The following is a 22144-nucleotide window of genomic DNA, read 5'->3' as shown; positions in this document are numbered from 1 at the left end:
CGGCTAACGCGAAGGCGCAAAGGGAAAAGAAAGGACGCAAAGATGAAAACGGGCGCTCCGCGCACATGTCGCGACTCCTTTCATCCATCTCCCTTTGCGTCCTTTGCTTCATCTTTTCCTTTGCGCCTTTGCGTTAGCCCTTCTTTGAATCATCAGCCGCGAACGGCAGCCGTCGCGGGCGCAGCCGTCACAGCAGCCCCACGAATTCCGGCCTCGAACTCGCCACGGAAATACTTGATCGCCGACTGCAGCGGCTCCATCGCGCCCGGCGCATGCGCGCAGAACGTGCGACCGGGACCGAGCTGCTTGGTCAGCGTCATCAGCTTTTCGATGTCGCCCGGCCGGCCTTCACCGTTCTCGATGGCGCGCAGGATGCGCACCGACCACGGCAGTCCGTCACGGCAAGGCGTGCACCAGCCGCAGGACTCGCGTGCGAAGAACTCTTCGAGGTTGCGCACCGCGGACACCATGCTCTGGTCTTCCGCAACGACGGTGATCAGTCCCGTGCCCATGCGCGAACCGGCCTTGGAGATCGTGTCGAAATCCATCGGCAGGTCGAGATGCTCGGGCATCAGGAAGTCGGTCGAAGCGCCGCCCGGCAACCAGGCCTTGAGCTTCTTGCCGCCTTTCATGCCACCGGCGTGCACTTCCAGGATCTCGCGCGTGGTCGTGCCGAACGGCAGTTCCCAACATCCGGGCTTGTTGGCGCGACCCGAGCAGCCGTACAGCTTGGTGCCGCCATCCTTGGTCTTGCCCTGGCTCAATCCCTTGAACCAGTCGCCGCCGTTCAACACGATCGACGGGATGTTGCAGAGCGTCTCGACGTTGTTGACCACCGTCGGACGGCCCCACAGGCCGCTGATCTGCGGGAACGGCGGCTTGGCACGCGGATTGGCGCGCTTGCCTTCCAGCGAATTGATCAGCGCGGTCTCTTCGCCGCAGATGTAGCGGCCGGCGCCGGTGTGGACGAAGCAGTCGTAGTCCCAGCCGGTGCCCAGAATGTTCTTGCCCAGCAGGCCGGCGGCGCGCGCCTCGGCCAGCGCCTTGTTGAGGTTCGCTGCAGCCACGACGTATTCGCCGCGCAGGAAGATGTAGCCGGTGCACGCGCCGATCGCGTACGCGGCCGTGATCATCGACTCCACCATCAGGTGCGGCGCCTGCTCCATCAGCAGGCGGTCCTTGAACGTGCCGGGCTCCATCTCGTCGGCATTGCAGACGAGATACTTCGCGCCCGCATCCGGTCCCATCGGAACCAGGCTCCACTTGATGCCGGTCGGGAAGCCCGCACCGCCACGACCGCGCAGGTTGGCGTCCTTGACGCGCGACTGCACTTCCTGCGGCTTGAAGTCCTTCACCGCCTTGCGCAAACCCGCGTAGCCGTTGGCCTTCTCGTAACCCTTCAGATCGAGCGGACCGCGCGCGGCATCGATCGTGTACGTCAGCGGGTGCGTCTCGGCGCTGATCTTGCTCACGAGTACGCTCCGAGAATCTGGTCGAGACCCGCGGGATCGACGTCGCCGTGCAGATCCTCGTCGATCATCATCGTCGGACCGCGGTCGCAGGCGCCGAGGCAGCAGATGTTCAGCAACGTGAAGCGCTGGTCCGGCGTGGTCTGGCCGTAGCGGATGCCGAGCTTGGCTTCGAGCGCGGTCTTGAGCTCGTCGTAGCCGGTCAGATGGCAGGAGATGCTGTCGCACACCGTGATCACATGGCGACCGACCGGCTGACGGAAGATCAGGCTGTAGAACGTGGCCACGCCTTCGAGATCGGCGGCATCGCTGCCGATCATCTTCGCGATCTGCGGGATCGCCGCGTCCGGCACCCAGCCGCGGTGTTTCTGCACGATCTTCAGCGCACCGATGCTCGCGGCGCGGCTGTCCGGATAATGGTGAATCTCTTCCTCGATCTCGTGACGCTCCGCGTCGCTCAGCGCGAACGGCGGCGCCTTTCCGAGATCAGCGAGCTTGATGACGGTTTCTTTCTGCATGGCCTCTAGCGATCCACGTCCGCCATCACGAAATCGATGGACGCGATGTAGGCGATCAGGTCCGGGATCATGTGCCCGTTGATCGCCGCCGGAATCTGTTGCAGGTGCGCAAAGCTCGGCGTGCGGATGCGCGTGCGATACGACGTCGTGCTGCCGTCGGCCACCGAGTAGTAGCTGTTAAGGCCTTTGGTCGCCTCGATGATCGTCGTCGATTCGCCCGGCGGCATGATCGGGCCCCAGCTCACGCCCAGGAAGTGCGTGATCAGCGTTTCGATGTCGTGCAGCGCGCGTTCCTTCGGCGGCGGACAGGTCAGCGGGTGATCCGCCTTGAACGGACCCGCGGGCATGTTGTTCATGCACTGCTCGATGATGCGCAGCGACTGGCGGATTTCCTCTGCACGCAGGCAACCGCGCGTGTAGACGTCACTGACGTCCGCGAGCGGCACTTCGAAGTCGAAGTTCTCGTAACCGGAGTACGGACGCGCCTTGCGGTAGTCGAAGTTCACGCCCGCGGCACGCAGCCCCGGACCGGTGACGCCCCACTCCTGCGCCTCGGCCGCGTCGTAGGCGGCAACGCCCTTGGAACGCGTGACCAGCACGGCGTTCTTGAGCGCGGCCTTCTCGTATTCGTCCATGCGCGGCCGCAGCCAGTCGATGAACTCCTTGACCTTGCGCTCCCAGCCGTTCGGAAGATCGTGCGCCAGTCCGCCGATACGGAACCACGCCGGATGCATGCGAAAACCGGTGACGGCTTCGATCACGTCGTAGGCCTTCTGCCGGTCCACGAACATGAAGAACACCGGGCTCATCGCACCGACGTCCTGGCAGTAGGTGCCGTAGAACAGCAGGTGCGAGGTGATGCGGAAGAACTCGGACATCATCACGCGGATCGTCTTGACGCGATCCGGCACCGTGATGCCGGCGAGCTTCTCGACGTTCATCACGTACGGCAGGTTGTTCATCACCCCGCCGAGATAGTCGATGCGATCGGTGTACGGGATGAACGTGTGCCAGGACTGGCGCTCGGCCATCTTCTCGGCACCGCGGTGGTGGTAGCCGATGTCCGGCACGCAATCCACGATCTCCTCGCCATCCAGCTGCAGCACGATGCGGAAGGCACCGTGCGCGCTCGGATGGTTCGGCCCCAGGTTCAGGAACATGAAGTCCACATCCCCGGAGGACCGCTGCATGCCCCATTCCTCGGGCTTGAACAGCAGCGCTTCCTGGTCGAGGTCCTGGCGCATCTGGTCGAGCAGGAACGGATCGAACTCGGTGGCGCGCGCCGGATAATCCTTGCGTCCCGGATGACCTTCCCAACGCGGCGGCAGCAGGATGCGGCGCAGGTTCGGGTGACCGGTGAAGACCACGCCGAACAGGTCCCAGGCTTCGCGCTCGTACCAGTTGGCGTTCTTGAAGATGGAAATGCAGGACGGGCACTCCGGCTTTTCGCCGACGAGGCCGACCTTCAGGCGAATGTCGCCGCCCGCGAGTTCCTTGGCATTGCAGCGATCGATCGACAGCAGGTGATAGACCACCGTGAAGTCGCTGGCCGGCTGGCCGTCGCGGTGCTTGCGCACGCGCTCGTCGATGGCGGTCAGGTCGAACAGCATCCGGTACGGACGCTGGACCTCGCTCTTCAGGAACTTGAGGACGTCGAGGATGCGGCCGGCCTCGACCCACAGGGTCGGCATGCCATCGATCGTGGCCTGGAAGCGGAACTCGCCCTCGCCGAAACGGCGATAGACCTCGCGCACGATGTCGTGCTGGAGGCCCGTGTTCGGTGCGGCGTCGTCAGCCATCGGTCAGACGGAATCCGGAGTGCGAAGAACCGTCTGCGCGACGCGCTCGGCGTGCTTCAGGTCGCGCTGGGCCGGCATGTTCGCCTTGTAGATGCCCTGCTCACCCACGACCCACGACAGCGGCCGGCGTTCCTTGCCGATCGAGTCCTGCAGCAGGCCCAGGGCCTGCAGAAAGGCTTCGGGACGCGGCGGGCAGCCCGGGATGTAGACGTCCACCGGCAGGAACTTGTCGACGCCCTGCACCACCGAATAGATGTCGTACATGCCGCCGGAATTGGCGCAGGCACCCATGCAGATGACCCACTTGGGCTCGAGCATCTGCTCGTACAGCCGCTGCACGACGGGGGCCATCTTGATGAAGCAGGTGCCGGCCACGACCATCAGATCGGCCTGGCGCGGCGACGCACGGATGACCTCGGCGCCGAAGCGTGCGAGATCGTGCGTGGGCGTGAACGCCGTCGCCATCTCCACGTAGCAGCAGGACAGGCCGAAGTTGTACGGCCAGATCGAATTCTTGCGGCCCCAGTTGACGGCGCCGTGCATCATCGTTTCGAGCTTTCCGAGGAAGACGTTCTTGTGCACCTGCGTCTCCATCGGGTCCGGCCCGGTGGAACGCTGCTGCATCGGGTACGTCTGCTTGTTCGGATCGATCCGTGTGAGCGTGTATTCCATGGCTTGCGAAGTGCTGGCCGTCTCGTTGGGAATCAGGCCGGATTGGCTTTGTCGCGTTGCGCAAGCTTGCGACGCCCGTCGGGAGCCCATTCGAGCCCGCCGATACGCCACAGGTACGCCAGGCTGGCGACCAGGATGGAGATGAAGACCAGCGCCTCGATGAAACCCGGCCAGCCCGACTCGCGCACGCTGATCGCCCAGGCGAACAGGAATACCGCCTCGAGATCGAAGATCACGAAAAACATGGCGACCAGGTAGAACTTGGCCGACAGACGAAGGCGCGTGGACCCGGCGCCCAGCACACCGGACTCGAACGGCTCTTCCTTTGCGCGGCCCCAGGCGCGACCGCCGAGGAGCCAGGAGCCGAGCAGCATGATGCCGATGATCGCGAACGTCACGGTCACATAGACCGCGATAGCCCACGTTTCGGCTGACATGGCTGCCTCTCCCGTCATTCGCTCGTCCGTCGTTGGAGCGGCTCTGCCCGAGTCCCGGTGTCGTGTGGCGAGCCTTGTCGGCAGGATTGTAACGACAAAGCCAACCGCTTTGGCGGAAGAACAGGGAGGGTGTTAGTGCGCGCCCTATAACGACTCGACGCAAGCGCCCATCGCGCTGCCGTGCAAGTCGCCGCTCACGGATCGCATGACGTTCGCGTGACGAGGGAAGGTCCGCGAGAAAGTCCCTCCGTTGCGGCGTCGTCGGAACCCTGCCGACGATCCGGCGCAGACGATCGCTAGACGAGCGGCGGCTCCTCGCCGCTCCAGGTCCGCATCTCGGCTTCCATCTGGTCGACCGCCTGCTTGGCGTCTTCAGGCACGTCGAAGGTGCCGATATGGAACAGCGCATCGCCCTCGTGCACCAGCGGCAGGTTGAGCCGGCCGATGACGACACCTTCGGTGGCGGAGATCACGGACACTTCGGACTCGCCGAAAGGGTCGCCGATGATCCCGAGGGTCTGGCCCTTGCGCACGTGATCACCCAGCGCGACGCCGGTCCGCAGGATGCCGCTGGCGGCCGCCCGCAGCCAGCGGCTCGAGTGCGCCAGCACCGGCTCGGCCATGCGCAGCGGCGAAAACTCGGGGCGCTCCAGCAGCCCCATCTCCCACATCACGTTGTGCACGCCCTGCGTGCCCATGCGGATGGCGGTCTCGTCGAAGCGCAGGGCCTCACCGGACTCGTACAGGATCACCGGGATGTTCTTGCGCGTCGTGTACTCGCGCAGCGTGCCGGCCGTGGGCTGCGAATCCAGGAACAGCGGCGCCCCGAAAGCCTTGGCGAGCCGCTGGTTGGTTTCGTTGCGCAGATCGGTGCGGATCTGCGGCAGGTTCGGGCGATGCACGGCGCCGGTGTGAAGATCGATGCCGAAATCGCAGCGTCCCACCACCTCGCGCAGGAACAACCAGGCCAACCGTGCAGCCAGCGAGCCGCTCGCACTGCCCGGGAAACTGCGATTCAGGTCGCGACGGTCCGGCAGGTAGCGCGACTGGTGGATGAAGGCCAGCGTATTGACGATCGGCACCGCCAGGATCGTTCCGCGCAGTTCGGGGAGCTGCGGGAGTCTGAGCACGCGGCGGATGATCTCCACCCCGATGATCTCGTCGCCGTGCAGCGCGGCACTCAGGAACATCGTCGGGCCCGGCAGCAGCCCGCGCTGCACGATCACCGGCAGATGCACCGGCGCACCGGTGGTGAGACGGGCCACCGGCACGTTGACGAGGCGGCGCTCGCCGGGCTCCACCGTCGTATCCGCAATCCGGAAGGAATCCATCACCCGGTTCCCTTGGTCTTGGTGTTCCCTGGACGCGCGTTCTTCTCGATGTGTTCGATGATCCGCGACGCGATATCCACGCCGCTGACGGTCTCGATCCCTTCCAGGCCGGGCGAGGAATTCACCTCCATGACGACCGGTCCGTGGTTCGAGCGCAGGATGTCCACGCCGGCCACGCTCAGCCCCATGATCTTGGCGGCGCGCACAGCGGTGGATCGCTCTTCGGGCGTGATCCTGACCTTGCTGGCGGCCCCGCCGCGATGCAGGTTGGAGCGGAATTCACCGGTCTTGGCCTGGCGCAGCATGGCCGCCACCACGCGACCGCCGATCACGAAGCAGCGGATGTCGGCACCCTTGGCCTCCTCGACGAATTCCTGCACGAGGAAATACGCGTCCAGATCGCGGAACGCCTCGATCACCGACTCGGCCGCCTTGTCGGTTTCGCACAGCACGATGCCGCGTCCCTGGGTGCCCTCGGTGAGCTTGACCACCACCGGCGCGCCGCCGACCAGGCCCACGAGATCGGCCGTGTCGTCCGGCGCATAGGCGAAGCCGGTCACCGGCATACCGATGCCCTTTCGTGCCAGCAACTGGTGGGCGCGCAGCTTGTCGCGCGAGCGCGTGATCGCCACCGACTCGTTGAGCGAATACACACCCTGCATCTCGAACTGGCGCACCACGGCGGCGCCGTAGAACGTCACGCTGGCGCCGATGCGCGGAATCACGGCGTCGAAGCCTTCGAGCTTCTGGCCGCGGTAATGGATCTCCGGATGGTGCGGCGCGATGTTCATGTAGCAGCGCAGCACGTCGATGACGCGAACGTCGTGCCCCCGCTCCTGCGCTGCCTGCACCAGCCGCCGGGTGGAATAGAGGCGGCGGTTGCGCGACAGGATGGCGATCTTCACGAGCGGGAGGTCTTGATCTTGCGCAGGCGCGGGGACGCGCCGACCAGATAGCTCGCAGCCGGGTCGACCCGGAAACGGCTGGCCAGCGCGGTGCGGCCGAGCAGCATGCGGAAGAGCAGGTTGTCGCGCGCCGTCAGCGTGATCTCGATCGGCCAGCGATCTGCGCCGAGCGATACGTGGCTGACGATCACCGGTCTGAATTCCTGGTGCCCGCCCGAATCCGTCACCCAGCGCTCGTCGACGACCTCGGTCTCGCACCAGATCTCCCGCTCGCCGCGCTGCAGCGGGTGTACGCCGAAGCGCACGCGGTCGATCGAAAGGCGCTCGATGGCGAAGGCATGGATCGCCGATGTCCGCGCGCCGGTGTCGACCTTGGCCTTGATGTTCGCGATGCCGAGGTCCGGCAGGGACACCCATTCGCGCCAGCCGAGCGTGCGCAGGCGCGTGCTGCTGTCGGGGGCGAGCTTCACGGGGGGCACCTTCGGAGGATCGCACCGGGCGCAGACGCGGAAGATCGGAATGCCTTCGCTGCGGGCCGCGGCGGTCGCGGGGTGTTCATTCGGATCGGCGACCGGATGGAAGTTGCATGGGCGGTGATGCTAGCGAGCATGGCGTGGGTCGGCCACCGCAACAGGCGTGCCCGTTGCGGGACCCTGCGGTCCGCTGCTCAGGCCGGTGTCTCCATCCGCGCCAATCGGTCATTGAAGGGCTCGCCTTCGATCGTCCGGCCGATCAGATCGTAGGTGCTCACCTGTGCACGGCCCTTCAGCGCGATCGGCTCGCGCGCCGCGAAGCGAAATTCATCGCCCAGGGCGCTGCGCATCGCTTCGCTGACGTGGATCCGGTCGGGTGCGCTCGACGCCTGCAGCTGCGCCGCGAAGTTGATCGTGTCGCCCCAGAGGTCGTAACAGAACTTCTTGCGCCCGATGACGCCGGCGATGGCAGGTCCGGTGTGCAGCCCCACGCGCACGCGCACCGGCAGGCCGCGATCCGACTTGAAGCGCCCCGCGATCGCCTGGATCCGTAGCGCCAGTTGCGCGGTACGCAGCGCGTGGTCCGGCTGTGCCGCGGGCACGCCGCAGGCCGCCATGTAGGAGTCGCCGAGCGTCTTGATCTTTTCGACGCCGAAGCGATCGGCGGCTTCGTCGAATTCGTGGAACAGCTGATCGAGCAGCGCGATCATCTGCTCGGGTGGCAGATCCTGCGTCAGCTTGCCGAAGCCGACGAAATCGGCGAACAGCACGCTCACCGCCGGATGATGTTCGACGCGTGTCGTAGGGTCGCGCTTGAGCCGCTCGGCGACGGTGGCAGGCAACACGTTGCGCAGCAGCGTGTCCGCGCGTCGCCGTTCGAGCTCGATCTCGATGCTCTTGGCGAAGTCGGCTGCGTACGTACGCATGGCCACCGCCTCGACCACGATCGCGCCGATACCCACGCAGGTCGCGTTGACGGTCACGTGGTACATCGAAACCGGGTCAGCCGACGTCCATGTCAGGCCTGCAAGCAGTACCAGCAAGGTCGCCGGATAGATCAGCAGCTTGCGTAGCAGCGGCAGCGGAAACAGAACCGCCGTGCCGATCAGGAAAAGCGCGTAGATCGAGGCGTCCGTGATCAGCGTCTGGCACACGATCGCGAACCACGCGCCGAACAGCGGGAACGCGATGGCGCTGCTCCAGGCGAACACGCGATCGCACTTGCGCTCATCCGGGATGAGCCGGCCCAGGACCAGCAGCGTGACGAGCAGGCCGGTCAGTGCGACGCGCCACCAGAAGATGCGCTCATGGGCCGGCTGCACGTCCCACTGACCCGACTTCCAGGTCGCGAAGTCGATCAACAGGAACAGCGGCAGCCCGAGTACGAACACGGCCCAGGCGGCGCGCAGCCCTCGCTCGGCACTGACCCGGTAGGCCTGCGTCGCAAATTCCTGGCGGCTCTCCTCCCCTATCCGATCGACCCCGAAAATCTGTCCGATCATCCGGACGAAAGCCTCAATCACGTTCGTCGCCATCCCCTATGCATATTGCGACGTCAGCGTACGCCACGGCGGGTGAGCCCGACAGCTACCCCGGAGACGCGCCCGAGACGCGGGGCACGTCGAAGCCGGGCGCAGCCCGGAATTCCCGCTGGCCGGCGAGCAACCGCGCCGGCTACAGGCTGAGCCGCCGGATATCCCCGAGCAGCTTCACCAGCGCCACGATGAAGCGCGCCGCGTAGGCGCCATCGATCACGCGGTGGTCGTAGGAGAGCGACAGCGGCAGCATCAGCCGCGGCTGGAACGCCTTGCCGTCCCAGACCGGCTTCATCACGCCGCGCGAGACGCCGAGGATGCCGACTTCGGGTGCATTGACGATCGGCGTGAAGAAGCTGCCGCCGATGCCGCCCAGGCTGGAGATCGAGAAGCAGCCGCCTTTCATCTCGTCGGGCTTGAGCTTGCCGTCGCGCGCCTTCTTGGCCAGCTCCGCGGTCTCTGCCGCGAGCTGCGTCAGCGTCTTGCCCCAGACGTCGCGCACCACCGGCACCAGCAGGCCATTGGGCGTATCGGCGGCGAATCCGATGTGGCAGTACTTCTTCATGATCAGGCTGCCACCGTCCGGCGACAGCGAACAGCCCATCTCCGGATACTGGCGAATCGCCACGGCAACCGCCTTCATGACGAACGGCAGCAACGTCAGCTTCACACCGGCGTCCTCGCTGGCGGATTTGCGGAAGGCTTCGAGCTCGGTGATGTCGGCCTCGTCCTGCTGCGTGACGTGCGGAACGTTGAGCCAGGAGCGGTGCAGAAAGGTGGCCGACAGCTTGCGGATGCGCGCCAGCGGCGTGGTCTCGATCTCGCCGTAGAGCGAGAAGTCCTGCGCCGGAACCGGCGGGATGCCGGCACCACCGGTCGGAGCCGCGCCGGGAGCTGCGGCCGCCGGAGCCGTCATCTGCTGCTTGACGAAACGCTGCACGTCCTCGATCTGGACGCGATTCTTCGGACCGGAGCCGACGACCTTCGAAAGGTCCACCCCGAGTTCGCGCGCGAACTTGCGCGTCGCAGGACCCGCGTGGACATTGGCGCCTGCCGGCACCGCGGCTTCCGCGGTTGCCGCCACCGGAGCAGCGGGCTGCGCGTCCGCAGGCTTCTCCGCGGCCGGCGCTGCCAGGGTCTCGCCCTGGGCCTTGGCCGGCGCCGCAACGGCGGGCGCGCCGCCCGCGCCTTCGAGCGACAGCAGCGCATCGCCCTTCGACACCTTGTCGCCGACCTTCACCTTCAAGCCGCGGATCGTGCCGGCGCCGGGCGACGGCACTTCCATCGTCGACTTGTCGGACTCCAGCACCATCAGCGCCTGGTCCTTCTCGACGGTGTCGCCGTCCTTCACCAGCAGTTCGATGATCGGCACACCCTGGAAGTCGCCGATGTCGGGGACCGTCACCGCGAGACTTGCCGAGGCAGCAGAAGACGCCGCCGCCTTCGCGGGCTCAGGGGCCGTGAACAAGTCGCCCCGCGCGGCAGCCTTGTCCGCCGTCTTGCCTTCCTTCTTCTGTGCGGGCGCGGCCGGCGTCTCGGCAGCGGCCTTCGCGGCGGGCTTCGCCGGTTCGGCGGCGCCTTCGAGTTCGAGGCGGCAGATGCGATCGCCCTTCGACAGCTTGTCGCCGACCTTCACTTTCAGTCCGCGCACGACGCCACCTTCCGGCGACGGCACTTCCATCGTCGATTTGTCCGACTCCAGCACCACCAGGGCCTGGTCCTTGGCCACCGTGTCGCCGTCCTTCACCAGCAGTTCGATGACCGGAACGCCCTGGAAGTCGCCGATGTCGGGCACCTGCACGTCGATGAGATTTGCCATGTCGTCCGAGGACCTCAAGCTCCGCGTGAGCGGTTGGAATTATTCACAGTGTGACGGGGTCGCGCATCGCGCGCGTGTTTCCACTCGCCGTCCCGCTACACCGTCCACGGCGCCGCGCGATCCACGCGGATGCCGTACAGCTTGATCGCCTGCGAGACGCGCTCCGGCGGCACCAGCTTGAGATCCGCCAGCGCACGCAAGGCCTTGACCGTGATCCAGCGGCGATCGACCTCGAAGAAGTCGCGCAGCGCGGGACGGTTGTCCGAACGCCCGAAGCCGTCGGTGCCCAGCGTGTGGAACGGCGCCGTCATGTAGGGGCGCAACTGTTCGGTGTACGCGCGCACGTAGTCGGTGCTCGCGATCACCGGCCCGGTCATGCCGCCGATGCATTCCTGCAGATAGCTCTTCTTCTGCGGCTGATCCGGGTGCAGCAGGTTCCAGCGCTCGCACTCGCGGCCGTCGCGCGCGAGTTCGTTGACGCTGGGCACACTCCAGACGTCGCTGGTCACGCCCCAGTCGGCCTTCAGGATTTCCGAGGCCGCCAGCACCTCGCGGAAGATCGAACCCGAGCCCATCAGCTGCACGTGCGCCTTGGCCGGTTGGTCCTCGGACTTGAACAGGTACATGCCGCGCACGATGCCGCTCTCGCAGCCCGCGGGCATCGAGGGGTGTGTGTGGTTCTCGTTGTAGATGGTCAGGTAGTAGTAGTTGTCCTTGTGCTCCTGGACCATCTCCTTCATGCCGTGCTGGATGATCACGGCCAGCTCGTACGCGAAGGCCGGGTCGTAGGCCTTGCAGTTGGGCACCAGCGACGCCATCACGTGGCTGTGGCCGTCCTCGTGCTGCAGGCCCTCGCCGTTGATCGTCGTGCGGCCGGCGGTGGCGCCCATCAGGAATCCGCGGGCGCGCATGTCGCCGGCGGCCCAGCACAGGTCCATCACGCGCTGGAAGCCGAACATCGAATAGAACGTGTAGAACGGGAGCAGCGCGGTGCCGTGGTTCGCGTATGACGTGCCCGCCGCGATCCAGCTCGACATCGCGCCGGCCTCGGTGATGCCTTCCTCGAGGATCTGGCCCTTGATGTCTTCCTTGTAGAACGCGAGCTGGTCGGCGTCCTCCGGCTTGTACTTCTGGCCGACCACCGAGTAGATGCCGAGCGAACGGAACATCGCCTCCATGCCGAACGTGCGTCCCTCGTCCGGAATGATCGGCACCACGCGCGGCCCGCAGACCTTGTCGCGCAGCAGGATCTGCAGGAACTGCACGAAGGCCATCGTCGTGCTGATCTCGCGCTCGCCGCTCGAATCCAGGATGCGCTGGAACGTGCTCAGCGCCGGCACTTCGAGCGTCTCTTCCTTGACGGTGCGCTGCGGCAGGTGTCCGCCGAGTGCTTCGCGCCGCGCCTTCAGGTACTGGATCTCCGGCGAATCCTCCGCCGGCTTGTAGAACGGCAGCTCCTCGATCTGGTCGTCCGGCACCGGGATCCTGAAGCGGTCGCGGAATTTCTTCAGCGCCTCCAGCCCCATCTTCTTCTGCTGGTGCGTGATGTTCTGGCCTTCGCCGGCCTCGCCCATGCCGTAGCCCTTCACGGTCTTGGCGAGAATCACGGTCGGCGTGCCGGTGTGCTTGCTGGCCGCGGCATACGCGGCGTAGACCTTGTGCGGGTCGTGGCCGCCGCGATTGAGCTGCGCGATCTCGTCGTCGCTCATCGTGGCGACCATCTTCGCGGTCTCGGGGTCCTTGCCGAAGAAGTGCTCGCGCGTGAACGCACCGCCCTTGGCCTTGTAGCCCTGGTACTCGCCGTCGACGGTGTCGTTCATCAGCCGCGCGAGGTGGCCGTCCTTGTCGCGCGCGAGCAGGCCGTCCCAGGCGCCGCCCCAGACCACCTTGAGCACGTTCCAGCCCGAGCCGCGGAACATGCCTTCGAGTTCCTGGATGATCTTGCCGTTGCCGCGCACCGGTCCGTCGAGGCGCTGCAGGTTGCAGTTGATGACGAACACGAGGTTGTCGAGCTTCTCGCGGTCCGCGATGTCGATGGCGCCCAGCGACTCGGGCTCGTCCATCTCGCCGTCACCGCAGAAGCACCAGACCTTGCGGCCCGTCATGTCCTTGATGCCGCGGTTGTGCAGGTACTTCATCAGCCGCGCCTGGTAGATCGCCATGATCGGCCCGAGGCCCATCGACACCGTGGCGAACTGCCAGAACTTGGGCATCAGCCAGGGATGCGGATAGCTGGAGAGTCCCGGTTCGAGCGCCTCCATGCGGAATCGCTGCAACTGCTGCTCGGTGAGACGCCCTTCGAGAAACGCACGCGCATAGATGCCCGGCGTGACGTGGCCCTGGATGTAGATCAGGTCCTGGCCCTGCGGATGATCGGGACCTTTCCAGAAATGGTTGAAGCCGACGTCGTAGAGCGTCGCCGACGACGCGAAGCTGGCGATGTGCCCGCCGATGCCCGCGTGTTCCTTGTTGGCGTTCAGGATCAGCGCCATCGCGTTCCAGCGGATGTAGCTGCGCAGCTTCCACTCGATATCGTGGTTGCCCGGTGAACGCTCTTCGAGGTGCGGCGGAATCGTGTTGACGTACGGCGTGTTCGGCGAAAACGGGATGAACGCGCCGGACATGCGCGCCTTCTCGGTGAGCGTCTCGAGCAGGAAGTGCGCACGCTCCGGCCCTTCGCGGTCGAGCACGGTCTGCAGCGAATCGACCCACTCGGCAGTTTCGATCGGGTCCAGGTCGTTCAGGGGTTCGCTCATGTGAATCCTCTTTCGCGCGGTGAAACGGCGGCGGTGACGTCAATGTCGACGAATGAATGTGATGGTGAAACGGAGCATCGGCTGTTCCCGCGAACCTGGAACGGCTGTGGGCCGAGAAAAGCGTTTCAACGCAAAGGACGCAAAGGAAAATGACGGAGCTCCGCTCACCTGCCGGACCCACGACAGGCATTCAGATTTCCTCTGCGTCCTTTCTTTTTCCTTTGCGTCCTTTGCGTTGAAAGCCTTTCAGTCGACAAGGGCCGGTCCCCGGTTTCACACCCGGGTCCCGCAAGATAGAGAGCCCCGCCGCCCGCTGTCCAATATATGAAAGCGGCGCGATTGATATATCTTGCGTATCAATGGAACTCCGCCACCTGCGCTACTTCGTTGCGGTTGCCGAAGCCCTGCACTTCCGGCGCGCGGCCGAGAAGCTGGGCATGCAGCAGCCGCCGTTGAGCATGCAGATCCGCCAGCTCGAGGCCGAGATCGGCACGCCGCTGTTCCGGCGCGCCCAGCGTCGGGTCGAACTCACGGACGCCGGGCATTCGTTTCTCGAAGATGCGCGCGCGATCCTCGCCAGCGCCCAGGCCGCCGCAGGACGGGCGCGCCAGGCGGCGCTCGGCGAGCACGGCCGCCTGCGCGTGGGAATGATCAACTCCGCTCCGTTCCATCCCTTGATCCTGCGCATCCTGCGCGAGTACCGCGAACGGCATCCCGGCGTCTGGATGACGCTGGACGAGGCCAGCACGCCGGTGCTTGCCGAACGTATCCGCGCGAACGTGCTGGACCTCGCGTTCGTGCGTCCGCTGCTCGACGAGACGCCGGGCATCGCGAACGAACATCTGTTCGACGAACCCCTGCTGCTGGCGCTGCCGCAGGGTCATCCGCTGTCGCGCCGGCGCACGGTCCCACTGGGCGCACTGTCGCTCGAACCTTTCGTGCTGTTCTCCCGGCCGGTCGGCTCGGGCCTCTACGACCAGATCATCACGGCCTGCCATCGCGCCGGCTTCAGTCCGCGCGTAACCCAGGAAGCCTCGCAGGTGACCTCCATCGTCAACCTCGTCGCGGCAGGCCTCGGCGTGTCGCTGGTGCCGGCCTCGATGCGCAAGATCCACTCGGAAGGCATCGTCTACCGTCCGCTTTCGAGCGGCGCGCCGGTGGCGCAGATGAGCCTGATCTGGCGCCGAGGGGATGCCTCGGCGACGGTGCGCAACCTGCGCAGCCTCGCCACGGCCCTGTCACGCGAAGCCGACGTGACCTGATCCCGAACAACGGCACTGTCCGAGCGGAGCCGAAGCCCGGATACTGCGTCCCACAACGATCAAAGCCGATCGCGAGGGCCCGTCCCATCGCGCACGGCAAGCGGGGCATTCCCTGGACAGCATCAAGACGATCAACACGGATCGGTTGTGCGCGATCGCATGCGCCGCGCTGCTCGGCACGGGCCTCGCACCCTCGTCGCTGTTCGCACAGGACACAGCCGACGTTCCGGACGAGGAGCTGCCGGTCATCGTCGTGACCGCGCAGAAGATCTCGCAGACGCAGGAGCAGGTGCCGGCCTCGCTCAGCCTGGTCAGCGGCGAGACCTTCCGCGAATCGGGCTCGACCTCGTTCACCGATCTGCAGGACTACACGGCCAACGTCGCGATCTCGCTGTCCGGCAGCGCGGGCACGTTCGGCATCCGCGGCCTGACGACGCCCGACACCAACACCGCGTTCGATCCGAGCGTGGGCACTGTCGTGGACGGCGTGTCGTACGGCCGCTCGAACTTCCTGATCGGCCTGTTCCACGACATCGATCACGTCGAAGTGCTGCGCGGACCGCAGGGCACGTTGTTCGGCAAGAACGCGACCGCCGGCCTGTTCAATGTCACGACGAACGCGCCGCATCGGGAATTCTCCGCCGGTGCCGACGTGCTCGCCTCGAGTTTCGGCACGGTGTCGGTGCGGCCGATGCTGAACCAGCCGCTCGGCGAATCCGCCGCGCTCAGGCTCTCGGGCAACTACGAATTCGGCGACGGCGCGCGGCTCGACAACACCTTCCTGGATCGCAACGAGGACAACACCCGCCAGGCGACGACACGTGCACGCCTGCGTTTCCTGCCCTCGGATGATCTGACCGTCGACATCGGCGCGTTCTACTCGCGCCAGGACGCGCACTTCAACATCTTCCAGTTCACGCAGGCCACGCCCGAGATGCTGGCGATGGCGCGCACCTACGACCCGCGCACCGAGACGCGGCTCGACGATCACAACTCCGCGAACTACCCGAGCCGCGAGCAGGCGAACCTGGGCAGCCTGAGCACGACGCTGGAATACCAGGCGCCGAGCTTCCTGCAACTGATCGACCCCACGATCGTGTCGATCACCGGCTGGGCGCAGGCCAGGACGCCGCATCGCGACTTCGACGCCGACTTCACCGCCGCGCCCTTTCTCAGCGACACCCTCGCCAAGCCCTCGGTGTACCGGCAGATCACGCAGGAGCTGCGACTTGCCGCGCACGCACCCGACCTGCTCGGCTGGGGCTACGGCGTGACCTTCGTCACCGGCCTGTATTTCTTCGACTCGCGCTTCGACACCTCGGACATCTTCGCCGTCGAGGATCTTGGCGCCGCGTTCTCCTACATCACGGCCGCGAATGCCGGCGCAATGGGCCAGGGCCTGCCGCCGGGCACGATCGGCGGACTCGCCGGATCGCTCGGCGCGCCGTTGTCGACGGTGCTGGGCCTGCTCGATCCGATCACCAGCCCGATCCTCGGCCAGTCGCAATCCGCCAACGTGAAGCTCGACCAGGACGCGCAGGCCTACGCCTACTTCGGTCAGTTCGAGCATCGCTTCCTGCCGGACTGGGCGCTGATCGGTGGCCTGCGCTGGGGCGTGGAGCGCAAGGATGGCCGCGCCTCCAGCCTCGCCGAAGGCGTGCTGGTTCCGTTGATCGCGGACCAGGAGAACCACGACACGCGGCTGTCGCGCATCGAGCACGACCTGTCGCCGAAAGTCGGATTCAAATGGATTCCGTCGAAGGATCTCAATGCCTACCTGACGTGGGCGCAGGGCTACAAGAGCGGCGGCTTCAACGCGCTGCCGCTGACACCGCGCAATCTGGAGTACGACGCCGAGCTGGCCGAAGGCATCGAAGCCGGCGCGAAATTCCGCGGCGAGCTGTTCGGCACGCCGCTGCGCGCATCGCTGGCCTTGTTCTCGACGGTCTTCGACGACCTGCAGGTGTCGACGTTCCGCAACGGCGGCTTCGTGATTCTCAACGCAGCTCGCGCACGTTCGCGCGGCTTCGAAGCCGAGGCGTTCTGGATGCCGCTGCGCGGCGCCACGTTGCAGGCCTCGGTGGGCTACGCGCAGGCGCGCTACCTCAGCTATCCGGATGCACCGGCCCGCGCCGACTCCGGTGAGCAGACGCAGGATCTCGGCGGACGTCCGCTCGCCTTCGCTCCGCGCTGGACCGCCAATCTCGTGCCCTCGATGAGCCTGCCGCTGACCGACGCGTTCCTGACCACGTTCGCGGTCAGCGCCAGTTTTCGCGACAAGCGTTACCTCGATCTCGACGACGATCCGCGCAAACGGCAGTCCGCGACGACCGTACTGGACCTGCGCGTGATCCTGCAGGGCTACGACTCGCCGTGGTCGCTGATGCTGGTGGGCCACAACCTCACCGACGAGCGCATATCCGATCAGGCGATCAGTCAGCCGCTGGCGCCCGGCAACTTCGTCGCCACGCGCACCGACTACGGCCGCTACGCGTCGCTGCTGCTGTCGTGGTCGTTCGGGGAAGAACCGTGACGCGTGCCGGTGCGCCGACGCGCACGGCCGTCACGCTCCGAGTGCTCTGGTGCCTGCTGGGTTCAGCGGCAGGGATGTCGCTGATGCTCTTCGTCGTGGCACCCCCGCATTCGCCGTTTCTGCTCGCGTCGCTGGGCGGCACCACGCTGTTCCTGTTCGGGCTGACGCGCGCGGATGCCGTGCAACCGCGCGCCCTGCTCGGCGGACATCTCGGCGGCGCGCTGGTCGGAATCGCGTTCTATCAGGCGTTTGGCGACGCGCTCTGGGTCTATGCGGCGGCCGAGGTGATCGCGATCGGTTTCATGCTGCTGACCCGCACAGTGCATCCGCCGGCCGGCGCCAATCCGCTGATCATGATCCAGAGCCACGCAGGATTTTCCGCGCTCTGGCAGCCGGTGCTGGCGGGCGTGCTGTGCCTGGCGGTGGTGGCCATCGTGTGGAGCCGCGTATTCAAGGGCATGCAGAAGTATCCGCGCGAGTGGCTCGCCCCCTCACCGCCCACGGTCACCTGGGGCGCCTGGACGGACTGAGGTCCGTCCGCTCGGCTACGGCGTCGCGGGCTCGGCTTGCGGTGTCCCGCCTTGCGGCGCGTCTCGGGATTCGTTCGCGCTTCCGGCGCCGTCACCCGCCGGCGGCGGCGACGCCACCGACACGTTATGCGCCGGCTGCACGTTGGCTCGAACCGTACGCGGTGCCGGTGGCAGCCGGGCGATCTCGGACGACGAGGCCTCGGACGGCAGGGCGGGCGTCTGCACGGCCGCAGCGAATGGCGGATCCTGGACGGGAGGCGGACTCGCATTGCCCTCGCCCGCCGCGATCGGCGGCGTTTCCGGTTTCGAAGGCGCAGCGTCGACCGATGGCGCGCCGGCGCCGGCGCTCTTGGATGAATCCGGAATCGACGGCGCAGGTGGCGCACCCGCATCGGTGTCGCCCGCCGGGGCGGCGGTTCCAGCCTTGGCCGTCGCATTCGCATCGCTGCTCGCGGGGGCCTGCGACGGCGGGACGGCGCTCTTGGGATCGACGACCGTCGCGGCCGCTGTCCGCTGCTCCGCCATCGGAGCGTCGACCGGCTTGGGCGCGGGCTTGGCGACGGCCAGCTTCCCGGCAGGCAGGGACTCGGCCTTCTGCATCACCGGCGGCGGCGTCTTGGGCTCAGCGCCCTTGACCATCGCCGGCTGTTCCTCGGTAGGCAGCACTGGCGAGATCAGCGCGTGCCACAGCGCGTATCCCTCGGCGTTGAGATGCAGCGAGTCGCCGCCGAACAGTTCGCCGCGCGGCTTGCCCTGGGCATCGAGCATCGGCGTGAACACATCGATGTAGCGCAGGTAGGGCTTGGTCGTGACGTAGTCGCGAATCTTCGTGTTGGTGTCGCGGATGCGGCTCAGAAGATCGATGCGCGCCGGGCTCGGCTTGATCGAGACGAATACGATCTGCGTCTTCGGAAGCCGCTCCTGGATGCGGCTCGTCAGTTCCACGAAGTCGAGCAGCACCTGATCGGAACTGCGGCCACCCGCAAGATCGTTGTCTCCCGCGTAGATGACCACCAGCCGCGGCTTGTGCGGCAGCACCAGCCGATCCATGTGCTTCACGCAGTCGGCCAGCGTCGAACCGCCGAAGCCACGATTGACCGCGGAATACGAGCTGTAGCGCTTCTCCAGATCGGCCCACAGGCGGATCGAGGAACTGCCGACGAAGACCACGCCACCCGCATGTGCATCGGCATTGTCGGCATTGGCAAACGCGGACATCGCTTCGGCCCAGGGATCGGCCGGGGTCACGACGGGGCCCGGCGTCAGCACCGGACCGGGCGACGGCGCCACGACCTTCTGCGGTGACACCGTGCTGGCCTCTGATGCGGGCGCCGTCGGATCGGCTTCATCGGCAGCTCCGCCGATGCCGACCACGAACAGCAGACCGAGAGCAAGGAGGGATTTCATCAAAACCTGTGAGCAAGCGGATGAGCTAATTCTGACGGGCCCGCATGAATAGGGAACTGCGGCCGGACATGCGGATTCGATCGCACGACGTCGGAAAGGAGCAGCAGTTTTCGGGCCTGCGTCGCCTGCTGCGACCTTCCTCTGCTCGCGGCGCAACGGTCGCTTCGAGCAGCGGCATGCTCAACCTCGTGCGCGCGACGCCCGAGCCATCGGCCCGATGGCGTCGCGAGGGCGGCACGCCGACATCACTCCGACCTGATCGGCATCGGCGTCATTCTGGATCGCGGGATCGCCATCGCGTCGGCAAGATCCCGCGGTGCACGCGGAAGCGGACGTGCCGTCGCGTACTTCGACGACTGGTGAATGATCGCCGTCGCCTGCATGACGAGCAGGCTGCCCAGGATCAGCGCCACATCGACCAGCGACGAGCCCGCGGCCCCCGGTTCGCCGAACACGGCCAGCGCCAGCAGGCAGCACACCAGATGGGCGCTGAAAACCGGCAGCGAGCTGCGCCCCAGCCGCGCCAGGAATCCCAGCGGCACACGCCGCACGATGGCCGGGCCCGCGGCCGCGATCAGCACCGCCCACGCAAACACGTTGATGAGTCGCAGCGGGCCGAGGTCCCACTTGTCGATGAGCTGGTTCGCGGCGACCGGCGCCCCGCTGGCGTCCACGCCGAACGGCGTCTGCCCGCCCGTATGACGCCACACCAGGAACGTGGCGACGAGCACCGCGAGCAGCACCAGCACCCGCGGGCTCGCACGCAACGGCGATTCGACGCCCTGCAGCCGCGCGGTTCCCAGCCACAGGCCGATGACCCAGATGAGCTGCCACGCGAAGGGGTTGAACGAACCCGTCGCCGCCATCGGCAGGGACAGGCCCGTGATCGCCATCAGGCCCTGGTGGAACGAGGTGCGCAAACCCAGCATCGCCGCGGTCCAGAGGGCGACGCTCAGCACCAGCGGCACGCTCCATCCATGCCGGCGCGCGTGCTCGAGAACCCAGGGCGTCAGCAGCAGGAACATCACGTACATCGGGAGAATGTCGAACAGCGCGGGCTGATAGATCAGCAACAGGCCTGCGACCGCGGTCCTTATCGGACTCGCCATGTATTGCGTGAACAGGTTGGTGATGGCGGCCTGTTCGTTGACGATGCCGATCAGCAGCACCATCGTGATGCCGAAGCCGAACAGCGCGAGATGGTGGCGGTAGACCGTGGCGGCGCGCGACCACAGCGCCTTGCGCATCGCACCGAAGCCCTGGCGCATGCCGCGCCGCAGGTAGACCTGCCCTGCGAGGAACGCGGACAGCATCACGAACCCCTCCGCCGCCGATAGCTGCCCGAACGGCTGACCCAGCTCCGAGCTCAGGCCGGTCGGCAGGTGGGTGAGGGTCATCAGGACCAGGAAAAGTCCCCGAAGCGCGTCGAGCCCGTCGTTGCGGCCCGCATCGATTGCTGGTGTGTTCATGACGACTGGAACAATGGGGGCGGCCCGCCCGATGCATGCCGCTGAGTTCAACTGGAGATGAGAAGGGGTAGGACCGGGATAGACCCGCGCGCTGAAGCCGACCTGAATCTTGGGATGCGGCCCGCGCACAAACCCGGGACAATGGCGGCCGCGCCGTTCGGCGCATTGATCAGCGAGGACGTGAGATGGAATTCCGGATCGTGCGCGCAGGCGTATTCGTAGCGCTCGCTGTGGCCACAGGCGTGGCAGGCGCGCAGCAGCCCCAGACGCCGGCGGCGCAGAACCCGTCAGCCTTGACCGCACCGGCCCTGGCCCGCTGCGCAAACCAGGTGCAGACGCTCCGATCGGAGTCCGCGCGCCTGCTGCAGACCAACGCCGAATACGAGGTGCGTCGCAACACCTACAATGCGCGCAGCGCCTCGCTCAAGGCGGAGCGCGATACGCTCAAGCCCGACGACCTCGCGGCCAGCCTCGCGTGGAAGCAGGCGCAGCAGAGCCACCAGGCTTTGCTCGTTGCGTTCAACGCCGATGTCGAGAAACTCAAGAGCGACATCCGCGCGATCAACGTGGTCAAGGCCGACTACGACGCGACCTGCGCGGGCCGGCCCTACCGGCGCCAGGATCTGGACGCCATGCCTGAAGCCGCGCGGAACGCGATGAGCAGCGGCCTGGGCGGCGTGCAGGTACCGACCCTCGGGCCGTAACCGGTTCCCTCGCCGAGCCGGCGCGATCGCACGCGGCGGCTCGGCGCCGCTACGGACGCGGCGACGAGACCTTCAGTCGATCAGGGCCCAGTGCAGAACCCTGAGCGCGACGATGGCGATCCCCAGATAGACGCCTGACACCACGCCGGTCACGGCCGGCGCCATGACCACGAGCAGGCCGTTCAGTTTGTTGGACGGATCCGGCTTGCCGCCGAACAGCGGTCGCAGCAGCGTGAACATCGTCCAGGAGAATCCGCCGGACACGACCAGCACCGCAACGATCGCGAAGCCCTGGGCCACTCCGAGACTCGTGCTGTCGGCGGGAAAGCGATTGGCCGATATCCATGCGCCCCAGGCGCCCAGCGATATCGCACCGAGCCCGATCGCCGCCGACACCAGCAGCAGAGCGCCGACGAGTGCATTGCCGGAACGGGCCTGATTCATGCTGTGATCTCGTCGCAACTGTGGTTGAGGAATGGCACGAAGCAGGGGCCCTGATCGAACGGGGAACCAGCGTTTCGCATC

General features: G+C 66.5%; 18 protein-coding genes. 4 read left to right on the top strand and 14 right to left on the bottom strand.

Features of this window, described 5'->3' with window-relative positions:
• Positions 1-152 precede the first annotated feature (152 nt).
• The 11 genes from nuoF to aceE form a co-directional block, all read right to left on the bottom strand.
• Entirely contained in the window at positions 153-1472 is a 1320-nt protein-coding gene (nuoF, locus tag DFR24_RS15770; RefSeq protein ID WP_133882337.1) for an NADH-quinone oxidoreductase subunit NuoF, read from the bottom strand.
• Positions 1469-1987, bottom strand: a complete 519-nt coding sequence (gene nuoE, locus DFR24_RS15765) for an NADH-quinone oxidoreductase subunit NuoE (RefSeq protein WP_133882336.1) — start codon at positions 1985-1987, stop codon at positions 1469-1471. The genes nuoF and nuoE overlap by 4 nt, the downstream gene beginning before the upstream one ends.
• A gap of 5 nt (positions 1988-1992) precedes the next feature.
• Complete coding sequence (gene nuoC / locus DFR24_RS15760) at positions 1993-3786, bottom strand: NADH-quinone oxidoreductase subunit C/D (RefSeq protein ID WP_133882335.1); 1794 nt, start codon at positions 3784-3786, stop codon at positions 1993-1995.
• Between the two features lie 3 nt (positions 3787-3789).
• Positions 3790-4458: a NuoB/complex I 20 kDa subunit family protein gene (locus tag DFR24_RS15755; RefSeq protein ID WP_133882334.1), complete on the bottom strand. Its 669-nt coding sequence runs from the start codon at positions 4456-4458 to the stop codon at positions 3790-3792.
• 32 nt (positions 4459-4490) lie between these two features.
• A complete protein-coding gene (ndhC, locus tag DFR24_RS15750; RefSeq protein WP_281280185.1) occupies positions 4491-4832 on the bottom strand; it encodes an NADH-quinone oxidoreductase subunit A in 342 nt (113 codons plus the stop codon).
• Positions 4833-5191: 359 nt separating this feature from the next.
• Entirely contained in the window at positions 5192-6226 is a 1035-nt protein-coding gene (locus tag DFR24_RS15745) for a succinylglutamate desuccinylase/aspartoacylase family protein (RefSeq protein ID WP_133882332.1), read from the bottom strand.
• Positions 6226-7131, bottom strand: coding sequence for a 30S ribosomal protein S6--L-glutamate ligase (gene rimK / locus DFR24_RS15740; protein ID WP_133882331.1), 906 nt, complete (start codon positions 7129-7131; stop codon positions 6226-6228). Before rimK ends, DFR24_RS15745 begins: the two co-directional genes overlap by 1 nt.
• The gene (locus DFR24_RS15735) at positions 7128-7601 is read right to left on the bottom strand and encodes an ATP-dependent zinc protease family protein (protein ID WP_133882330.1); all 474 of its coding nucleotides are present in this window, start codon (positions 7599-7601) and stop codon (positions 7128-7130) included. Before DFR24_RS15735 ends, rimK begins: the two co-directional genes overlap by 4 nt.
• A 197-nt stretch (positions 7602-7798) precedes the next feature.
• Positions 7799-9106, bottom strand: coding sequence for an adenylate/guanylate cyclase domain-containing protein (locus DFR24_RS15730; RefSeq protein WP_162851245.1), 1308 nt, complete (start codon positions 9104-9106; stop codon positions 7799-7801).
• A 172-nt stretch (positions 9107-9278) separates the two neighbouring features.
• Complete coding sequence (gene aceF / locus DFR24_RS15725) at positions 9279-10958, bottom strand: dihydrolipoyllysine-residue acetyltransferase (RefSeq protein WP_133882328.1); 1680 nt, start codon at positions 10956-10958, stop codon at positions 9279-9281.
• A 95-nt stretch (positions 10959-11053) separates the two neighbouring features.
• A complete protein-coding gene (aceE, locus tag DFR24_RS15720; RefSeq protein WP_133882327.1) occupies positions 11054-13714 on the bottom strand; it encodes a pyruvate dehydrogenase (acetyl-transferring), homodimeric type in 2661 nt (886 codons plus the stop codon).
• 359 nt (positions 13715-14073) lie between these two features.
• Between aceE and DFR24_RS15715 the strand changes: the two genes are divergently transcribed.
• The 3 genes from DFR24_RS15715 (at position 14074) to DFR24_RS15705 (ending at position 18039) form a co-directional block, all read left to right on the top strand.
• Positions 14074-14976 (top strand): LysR family transcriptional regulator, encoded by a 903-nt coding sequence (locus DFR24_RS15715; RefSeq protein ID WP_133882326.1) that lies wholly within the window; start codon positions 14074-14076, stop codon positions 14974-14976.
• 145 nt (positions 14977-15121) lie between these two features.
• Positions 15122-17509 (top strand): TonB-dependent receptor, encoded by a 2388-nt coding sequence (locus DFR24_RS15710; RefSeq protein WP_133882325.1) that lies wholly within the window; start codon positions 15122-15124, stop codon positions 17507-17509.
• On the top strand, positions 17506-18039 hold the full coding sequence (locus DFR24_RS15705) for an HPP family protein (protein WP_210772522.1): 534 nt from the start codon (positions 17506-17508) through the stop codon (positions 18037-18039). The genes DFR24_RS15710 and DFR24_RS15705 overlap by 4 nt, the downstream gene beginning before the upstream one ends.
• Positions 18040-18054: 15 nt before the next feature.
• Here DFR24_RS15705 and DFR24_RS15700 read toward each other — a convergent pair whose 3' ends face one another.
• Together DFR24_RS15700 and opgC are read right to left on the bottom strand one after the other, a co-directional pair.
• Positions 18055-19446, bottom strand: coding sequence for an SGNH/GDSL hydrolase family protein (locus tag DFR24_RS15700; RefSeq protein WP_133882324.1), 1392 nt, complete (start codon positions 19444-19446; stop codon positions 18055-18057).
• A 245-nt stretch (positions 19447-19691) separates the two neighbouring features.
• A complete protein-coding gene (gene opgC, locus DFR24_RS15695) occupies positions 19692-20915 on the bottom strand; it encodes an OpgC domain-containing protein (RefSeq protein ID WP_133882323.1) in 1224 nt (407 codons plus the stop codon).
• A 185-nt stretch (positions 20916-21100) separates the two neighbouring features.
• Between opgC and DFR24_RS15690 the strand changes: the two genes are divergently transcribed.
• On the top strand, positions 21101-21619 hold the full coding sequence (locus tag DFR24_RS15690) for a hypothetical protein (protein WP_133882322.1): 519 nt from the start codon (positions 21101-21103) through the stop codon (positions 21617-21619).
• 72 nt (positions 21620-21691) lie between these two features.
• Here DFR24_RS15690 and DFR24_RS15685 read toward each other — a convergent pair whose 3' ends face one another.
• On the bottom strand, positions 21692-22063 hold the full coding sequence (locus tag DFR24_RS15685; RefSeq protein WP_133882321.1) for a hypothetical protein: 372 nt from the start codon (positions 22061-22063) through the stop codon (positions 21692-21694).
• Positions 22064-22144 lie beyond the last annotated feature (81 nt).

Origin of the sequence: Panacagrimonas perspica, assembly GCF_004364935.1 — a bacterium.
GTDB lineage: Bacteria > Pseudomonadota > Gammaproteobacteria > Nevskiales > Nevskiaceae > Panacagrimonas > Panacagrimonas perspica.
Note: the sequence above shows the minus strand (reverse complement) of the source record. Positions and strands in the feature narration are given on the sequence as shown.